Origin of the sequence: Streptomyces beihaiensis (assembly GCF_026274175.1) — a bacterium.
GTDB lineage: Bacteria > Actinomycetota > Actinomycetes > Streptomycetales > Streptomycetaceae > Streptomyces > Streptomyces beihaiensis.
Genome location: NZ_JAPHNL010000151.1, coordinates 1 through 4846 on the forward strand (window position 1 = coordinate 1; position 4846 = coordinate 4846).

At 73.7% G+C, this 4846-nt stretch carries 3 protein-coding genes; all 3 read left to right on the forward strand.

Translation table 11 applies throughout. From position 1 onward, the window contains the following. Window positions 1–384: 384 nt before the first annotated feature. The 3 genes from OFY01_RS15090 to efeB all read left to right on the forward strand — a co-directional run bounded on the left by OFY01_RS15090 (window position 385) and on the right by efeB (window position 4769). Window positions 385–1146 (forward strand): polysaccharide deacetylase family protein, encoded by a 762-nt coding sequence (locus OFY01_RS15090; protein ID WP_266600109.1) that lies wholly within the window; start codon window positions 385–387, stop codon window positions 1144–1146. Window positions 1147–1271: 125 nt separating this feature from the next. Beyond that, window positions 1272–3449 carry an iron uptake transporter permease EfeU gene (gene efeU, locus OFY01_RS15095; protein WP_266600111.1) on the forward strand — a complete coding sequence of 726 codons (2178 nt, stop codon included), beginning with the start codon at window positions 1272–1274 and terminating at the stop codon, window positions 3447–3449. A 69-nt stretch (window positions 3450–3518) separates the two neighbouring features. Beyond that, window positions 3519–4769 (forward strand): iron uptake transporter deferrochelatase/peroxidase subunit, encoded by a 1251-nt coding sequence (gene efeB, locus OFY01_RS15100; protein WP_266600113.1) that lies wholly within the window; start codon window positions 3519–3521, stop codon window positions 4767–4769. Window positions 4770–4846: the final 77 nt, after the last annotated feature.

A 4846-nucleotide genomic window follows, 5' to 3' on the forward strand; every position in this document is an offset into this window, starting at 1 on the left:
CCCGACGCTCTTCCGATCTGGCGCCGATCCCCGCCCCGCGCCGGGGCAACCGCCCGCTGGCCCCGGCCCTGCGCCTGGCCGCGCTCGCGGGCCTCATGACCCGCAAGGGCGATGAGTGACGAACGGCCGCGGAACACCCCCTGGCCCCCGGGCCCGGCCGGCGTCGGCGCCGCTCGTCGGCTCCGGGAGCCGTGGCACGTGCCGTCGGCCTCGCCGTGGTTCCCGGACAGGCCGTAGGGTTTCGCTGAGGCGGCCCGCCACGCTCGCCGGGCCCCTCACGCGCACGCACCACGGCCCGTCGCATCGCGCACACCGCCACGGCAGCCCCCGTCGCACGCACCACCACGGCATGTACGACCGCACGCACACCCGCGAGGACAACCGATGAGCACCGTCCGCTCCGTCACCGCCGACCGGCCCGTTCGTACGGTGGCGCGCGCGGCGGCCGCCGCGCTGCCCGTGGTCGCCGCCGCGCACGCGGCACCCGTCATCTCCACCTTCGGGCCGTTGCGCAACCGGTTCATGCCGCGCCTGTCCGCGCAAGGGCGGGCCGACCACGTCGCCCTGACCTTCGACGACGGCCCCGACCCGCTCTCCACGCCTTTCTTCCTGCGCCGCCTCGACTCTGACGGGCTGCGCGCCACCTTCTTCGTACTCGGCTCCATGGCCCACCGCTCCCCGGGCCTCCTCAAGGAGATGTACGACGCCGGGCACGAGATCGGCATCCACGGCTGGCACCACCGCCCGCTCCTGCTGCGCGGGCCGCGCGCCACGTACGACGACTTCGCCCGCGCCCGCGACACCGTCGCCGAGATCACCGGCGCGGTGCCCCGGCTCTTCCGGCCCCCGTACGGCGTGATGTCGTCCTCGGCGCACATCGCCGCCCGCCGGCTCGGCCTCACGCCCACCCTGTGGACCTGCTGGGGCGAGGACTGGACCCGCCGTGCCACCCCGCGGTCGGTCCACCGGACGGTCACCGCCGACCTGCGCGGCGGCGGCACCATCCTGCTCCACGACTCGGACTGCACCTCGGCCCCCGGCGCGTGGCGCTCGGCCCTCGGCGCGCTCCCGCTCATCCTCGACACCTGCCGACGTCAGGACCTGGCCGTGGGCCCGCTGCGCGACCACGGCGTCGACCAGGGGTAGATGCCCCGGTTCGGGCACTTCTCGCTTGTCTGGCTGAGGAATTACCCGGTCTTTGTCCGCCTGGCCGTACCTTTTGCGGCTTTCATCCAGGATTGCGTACAAAGGCATGCCTTACCTTAGCGGCTGTGACTTGGGCAGAAGCGGTACCGAATCTGTTGATCGGCCTGCGCGAGGGCCTGGAGGCCGGCCTCGTCGTGACGATCCTGCTCGCCGCCGTGCGCAGGACGCGGACGGACGACGGCCGCCGTGTCCCGTCGACCCCCGTGTGGCTGGGCGTGCTGGGCGCGGTGATGGTCGCGGGCAGCTTCGCTGCGGTCCTCACGTTCTCCACCGACGTGCTCTCCAGCGCCGGTCAGGAACTGGTCGGCGGGCTGCTGAGCCTGCTCGCGGTCGGCCTGGTCACGGCGATGGTCTTCTGGATGAAGCGCACCGCCGCCTCCCTCTCGAAACACCTGCGCGGCGAGGTGGCGCGGGCCGCGTCCATCGGCGCGGGCGCGCTCGCGGTCACCGCGTTCTTCGCGATCGGCCGTGAGGGCCTGGAGACGACGCTGTTCCTGTGGACGGCGGTCAGGGCCTCGGGCTCGACGGTCGCCCCGCTGGTCGGCGCGGGCCTGGGGCTCGGCGCGGCGGCCGTGATCTGCATGCTGCTCTACCGGCAGGCGGTGCGCCTCAACCTCGGCGTCTTCTTCGGCAGGACCGCGCTCGCGCTGGTCGTGATCGCCGCCGGAGTCCTCTCGTACGGGCTCGGCGACCTCCAGGACGCGGGGGCGCTGCCCGGCGTGCACTGGGTCGCCTTCGACCTGACCTCGCACATCGACCCCAACGCCTGGTGGGTCTCGATCATCACCGGTGTCACCGAGCTCGCGCCGAGGATGACCGTGCTCCAGGTCGTCGCCTGGGCGGTGTACCTGGCCGTGGTGGTCCCCGCGTTCCTGCTCGCCGGACGGCCCACGCCCGCCGCCGTGAAGCCCGCCGCCGTGAAGCCCGCCGCCGGGGAGCCCGCTGGCGGGGAGCCCGCCGCCGTGAAGCCCTCTGACGGGGAGTCCGCCGCCGTGAAGCCCGAGCCGCAGGCCCCCGCCGAGGCCCCGGCCGAGGCCCCCGGCGGCAGCCGCTGGGAGAAGGTGCTCGGGCGGCGCCCGGTGCTCGTCGGCGCCGCCCTGATCGCGGTTCCCGCGCTGGCGGCCGGTACCACGATCGCGCTGCTCCCCTCGGACGGCACGTCGGCCGCGCAGACCGTGACCGTCACCAAGGACAGCTGCGCCAAGGACTGGTCGTCGGCGCACGCGGGCCGGCAGACCATCGCCGTGGACAACCGGTCCGGCAAGGCGGGCGAGGTGCGCCTGGTGAACTCGGCGGGCGCGATCGTCGCCGAGATCGAGACCATCGGCCCCGCCACCACCGCCGACATGAGCGCGACACTCGGCAAGGGCACCTACACCGTCCACTGCCTGATGTCCGGCCGGCCGGAGACCTCCTCGGCGGCCGTGCGGGTCACCGGCGGCACCGCGCACGCCCCGTCGGCCGCCGTGCGGCCGGTCACCGTCAAGGAGCTGACCGGCCCGAACGACGCCTACCGGCGGTACGCCGCAGGAGTCCTCGCCCGGCTCTCCGACGCGGTCTCGGACCTGCGCAACGACCTCAAGGGCGGCCGACTGGACGCCGCGAAGAAGGACTGGCTCACCGCCCAGCTCGACTGGGAGCGGGTCGGCGCCTCCTACAACAGCTTCGGCGACGCGGGCAGCGCGGTCGACGGGCTGCCGGACGGTCTTGCGGGCGGCGTCAAGGACAAGCACTTCACCGGCCTGCACCGCATCGAGTACGGCCTGTGGCACGGCCAGAGCGCCGACGAGCTGGAACCGGTCGCCGACCGGCTCGCCAAGGACGTCACCGCCGTACGCGACCACCTCGGCGACGACGACCTCGCGGGCGACCCCACCAACCTGCCGCTGCGCGCCCACGAGATCCTTGAGGACGCCCTGCGCGACCACCTCTCCGGCATCGACGACCAGGGCTCCGGCGCCACCTACCCGGAGATCCTCGCCGACGTGCGGGCCACCCGGGCCGTCCTCGGCGAACTCGACGGCCCGGTCCGCGCCCGGGACCCGAAGCTGCTGCCGGTCGTCGACCGCGAGCTGACCACCCTGCGCACCTCGCTGCTCGCCACCAAGACGGGCGACGGCCGGTGGCCCCCGCCCGCGCGGACCCCGCTCGCCGCCCGCGAGTCGGTGCAGGCCGCGCTCGGCGCCGTACTGGAACACCTGGACGAGATCCCGAACCTGCTCGAAGTCCCGCCCGGCCATTGACCCGGCCGCCGCCCCGGCCCCCCTGCCAAGCAACTCGCCCGCCACGAAACAGAGATGGGTGGTCCCCCGATGAACGTCAGCCGCCGTCGATTCCTCCACGGCGCCGCCGCAGGCGCCGGTACCACCGCGCTGGCCGGCGGAATGCTGATCGCCGGTGCCCACGCCGACGCCGACGCGGCGTCCGGCGGCGGCTCGGACATGGCCGACTCGTACCCGTTCCACGGCGCGCACCAGGCCGGTGTCCTCACGCCCAAGCAGCGCGCCTCCTGCTACGTGGCGTTCGACGTCACCGCCCAGGACCGGGCGGGGCTCGTCGGGCTGATGAAGACGCTGACGGCGCGGGCCCGTCACCTCACCACCGGCGGCGCACCGGCCGACCTGGGTGTCGGGCAGCCGCCCGCCGACAGCGACGTCCTGGGCCCCGACGTCCCGGCCGACGGGCTGACGGTGACCGTGTCGTTCGGGGCGAGCCTCTTCGACGGCGAGGGCGCCCAGGGCGGCCGGGGCGACCGGTTCGGCATCGCCCGGCACAAGCCGCTGCGGCTCGCTCCGATGCGGATCTTCAAGAACGACTCGCCCGAACCCGCCTGGATGCACGGCGACCTGCTCCTGCAGATCTGCGCCAACCACCCGGACACCGTGCACCACGCCATCCGCGACATCACCCGCCACACCCGCGGCGCCATGCAGATGCGCTGGAAGATCGACGGCTACAACTCCCCGCCCCGGCCCTCCGGCACCGGCCGCAACCTCCTCGGCTTCAAGGACGGCACCGCCAACCCGACCGGGAGCACCGCCGCCGACCTGGTCTGGGTGGACGACTCCGCCGAGCCGGCCTGGGCGCAGGGCGGCTCCTACCAGGTCGTACGGCTCATCCGCATGCTCGTCGAGTTCTGGGACCGGGTCTCCATCAACGAGCAGGAGAACATGTTCGGGCGCCGCCGCGACTCGGGCGCCCCGCTGGACGGCACCCACGAGTTCGACACCCCGGACTACTCCGCCGACCCGCACGGCAAGGTGATCCCGCTCGACTCCCACATGCGCCTGGCGAACCCGCGCACCAAGCCGACCGCGAACCAGCGGCTGCTGCGTCGCTCCTTCAACTACGACCTGGGCGTCGACACCAACGGCAACCTCCGGACCGGCCACATCTTCACCTGCTACCAGCAGGACCTGGTCCGCCAGTTCGAGACGGTCCAGGAGCGGCTGGTCGACGAGCCGCTCGTGGACTACGTGCAGCCGTTCGGCGGCGGCTACTTCTTCGCCCTGCCCGGCGTCACCGACCACCGCGACTGGTACGCCCGCCAGCTCTTGGCCTAGCTAGTGCCCCGACAGGCAACGTTCGCCCCGTCGCGACGCCCGGCACGCCCTCTCGCCGCACCGGCCGAAAGCCCAAG